Source organism: Pseudomonas sp. Kh14, from assembly GCF_900291005.1.
In the GTDB taxonomy this organism is placed as follows: domain Bacteria; phylum Pseudomonadota; class Gammaproteobacteria; order Pseudomonadales; family Pseudomonadaceae; genus Aquipseudomonas; species Aquipseudomonas alloputida.
Genome location: NZ_OLKJ01000041.1, coordinates 1 through 3,609, shown reverse-complemented (window position 1 = coordinate 3,609; position 3,609 = coordinate 1). Strand labels below are relative to the sequence as shown.

1 protein-coding gene is annotated in these 3,609 nt (G+C 61.7%); it reads right to left on the bottom strand.

Annotated elements, in window-relative coordinates:
- On the bottom strand, positions 1 to 3,609 hold a 3,609-nt coding region (locus FQ668_RS27225), incomplete at both ends, for an immunoglobulin-like domain-containing protein (RefSeq protein WP_369333839.1).

Genomic DNA, 3,609 nt, shown 5'->3' with positions numbered 1-3,609 from the left:
GGGTTCCGCGCCTTCAACGGTTGCGATCGACATCACAACCGGGTCGTTGCTACCGACGTAGACGTTGTCCGGGGCAGCCACGGTGGCAGTGCCCACGGTGCCATTGGCCGGCACGGTGATGACGGTTTTGCCGTCGCTCAGCGTGAAGGTCAATGCACTGTGGTTGTTGATCGGCAGGCCGTCTTTGTTGGTCAGCGTGATGGTGTAAGTGATCTCGCCGCCTTCGGTGACCGACGGGGTCGCGGTCAGCTTGGCCACGACTTCGTCGGTGGTGTCGGTCACTTGAACCGAAGCGTTGCCGCCCAGTTGCAGGTTCTCGAAGGTCGCACCAGTGGCGTCTACCGCCGAGTTGATGCCCAGGCTGATCTGGCCAGCATCGTTGTAGACGTCATCGCCTTGCGCCGCGTGGGTGTACGGCGCACTGGTTTCGCCAGCCTTGATGGTGACCTGGGCGTTGTTGCTCAGGGTCACGACCAAGTCGTGGGCCAGCGGCTGGTTGACGTGCACGGTGAAGGTCGGTTTGACGTTCTCAGCCACCGAGGTCTGGTCGGCCGTGATGGTGACCTTGATGATATCGCCTTCGTTACCCGGGGTACCTGGCTCGTCGGTGACCTCGGTGCTGACTGGAGTCTTGTCCAGGTTCAGGTTTTCGAACTTCCACGCATCAGCGCCGCTGACGGCGTCGATGGCATTGACCACCGGCTGGTTAGTGCCGACATAGACGTTGTCCGGGGCAGTTGCAGTCGCCGAGCCCGTGGTGCTGTTCGCTGCCACGACGACGGTGGTGCCGTCGGTCAGCTTGAAGTACAGCTCCGAGTGGTTGTTGATCGGCAGGCCGTCTTTGTTGGTCAGCGTGATGGTGTAGGTGATCTCGCCGCCTTCGGTGACGGACGGGGTGGCAGTCAGCTTGGCCACCACTTCGTCGGTGGTGTCGGTCACTTGAACCGAAGCCGCACCGCCCAGTTGCAGGTTCTCGAAGGTCGCACCAGTGGCGTCCACTGCCGAATTGATACCAAGGCTGATCTGGCCAGCATCGTTGTAGACGTCATCGCCCTGTGCGTCGTGGGTGTACGGCGCGCTGGTTTCGCCGGCCTTGATGGTGACCTGGGCATTGTTGCTCAGGGTCACGACCAGGTCGTGGGCCAGCGGCTGGTTGACGTGCACGGTGAACGTCGGTTTGACGTTCTCGGCCACCGAAGTCTGGTCAGCAGTAATAGTGACCTTGACCAGGTCGCCTTCGTTGCTGCCGCCCGGGTTACCTGGGGTGCCAGGCTCGTCGGTCACGGTAGTGCTGACCGGGGTTTTGTCGAGGGTCAGTTGCTCAAACTTGCCGACATCCGCGCCTTCAACGGTTGCGATCGACATCACAACCGGGTCGTTGCTACCGACGTAGACGTTGTCCGGGGCAGCCACGGTGGCAGTACCCACGGTGCCATTAGCCGGCACGGTGATGACGGTTTTGCCGTCGCTCAGCGTGAAGGTCAATGCACTGTGGTTGTTGATCGGCAGACCGTCTTTGTTGGTCAGGGTGACGGTGTAGGTGATCTCGCCGCCTTCGGTGACGGACGGGGTGGCAGTCAGCTTGGCCACCACTTCGTCGGTGGTGTCGGTGACTTGAACGGTAGCTGCACCGCCCAACTCAAGGTTCTCGAACGCAGCACCAGTGGCGTCAACCGCCGAGTTGATGCCCAGACTGATCTGGCCCGCATCCTGATAGACGTCATCGCCTTGCGCATCGTGGGTGTACGGCGCGCTGGTCTCGCCGGCCTTGATGGTGACCTGAGCGTTGTTGCTCAGGGTCACGACCAGGTCGTGGGCCAGCGGCTGGTTGACGTGCACGGTGAAGGTCGGCTTGACGTTCTCAGCCACCGAGGTCTGGTCGGCGGTGATGGTGACCTTGATGATATCGCCTTCGTTGCCTGGAGTGCCTGGCTCGTCAGTGACGGTAGTGCTGACCGGGGTCTTGTCCAGGTTCAGGTTTTCGAACTTCCACGCATCAGCGCCGCTGACGGCGTCGATGGCATTGACCACCGGCGCATTGGTGCCGACATAGACGTTGTCCGGGGCGGTTGCAGTGGCCGAACCGGTGGTGCTGTTGGCTGCCACGACGACAGTGGTGCCGTCGGTCAGCTTGAAGTACAGCTCCGAGTGGTTGTTGATCGGCAGGCCGTCTTTGTTGGTCAGCGTGATGGTGTAAGTGATCTCGCCGCCTTCGGTCACCGAAGGGGTGGCGGTCAGCTTGGCCACGACTTCGTCGAGGGTGTCGGTCACTTGAACCGAAGCCGCACCGCCCAACTCGAGGTTCTCGAACGCAGCGCCAGTGGCGTCCACCGCCGAGTTGATGCCCAGGCTGATCTGGCCAGCATCCTGATAGACGTCATCGCCTTGCGCGTCATGGGTGTACGGCGCGCTGGTTTCGCCAGCCTTGATGGTGACCTGGGCATTGTTGCTCAGGGTCACGACCAAGTCGTGGGCCAGCGGCTGGTTGACGTGCACGGTGAAGGTCGGTTTGACGTTCTCGGCTACCGAAGTCTGGTCAGCAGTAATAGTGACTTTGACGATGTCGCCTTCGTTGCCTGGGGTGCCAGGCTCGTCGGTCACCTCGGTGCTGACTGGAGTCTTGTCCAGGTTCAGGTTTTCGAACTTCCATGCATCTGCGCCGCTGACGGCATCGATGGCATTGACCACCGGCGCGTTAGTGCCGACATAGACGTTGTCCGGGGCGGTTGCAGTGGCCGAACCGTTGGTGCTGTTGGCTGCCACGACGACGGTGGTGCCGTCGGTCAGCTTGAAGTACAGCTCCGAGTGGTTGTTGATCGGCAGACCGTCTTTGTTGGTCAGCGTGATGGTGTAGGTGATCTCGCCGCCTTCGGTGACCGAAGGGGTGGCGGTCAGCTTGGCCACGACTTCGTCGAGGGTGTCGGTCACTTGAACCGAAGCCGCACCGCCCAACTCGAGGTTCTCGAACGCAGCGCCGGTGGCGTCCACCGCCGAGTTGATGCCCAGGCTGATTTCGCCCGCATCCTGGTAGACGTCATCGCCTTGCGCATCGTGGGTGTACGGCGCACTGGTTTCACCGGCCTTGATGGTGACCTGGGCGTTGTTGCTCAGGGTCACGACCAAGTCGTGGGCCAGCGGCTGGTTGACGTGCACGGTGAAGGTCGGTTTGACGTTCTCGGCTACCGAGGTCTGGTCGGCCGTGATGGTGACCTTGACCAGATCGCCTTCGTTGCCCGGCGTACCTGGCTCGTCGGTCACCTCGGTGCTGACCGGGGTCTTGTCCAGGTTCAGGTTTTCGAACTTCCACGCATCAGCGCCGCTGACGGCGTCGATGGCATTGACCACCGGCGCATTGGTGCCGACATAGACGTTGTCTGGTGCAGCTACAGTCGCCGAACCGGTGGTGCTGTTGGCTGCCACAACGACGGTGGTGCCGTCGGTCAGCTTGAAGTACAGCTCCGAGTGGTTGTTGATCGGCAGACCATCTTTGTTGGTCAGCGTGATGGTGTAGGTGATCTCACCGCCTTCGGTCACCGACGGGGTCGCAGTCAGCTTGGCCACGACTTCGTCGAGGGTGTCGGTGACTTGGACCGAAGCAGCACCGCCCAA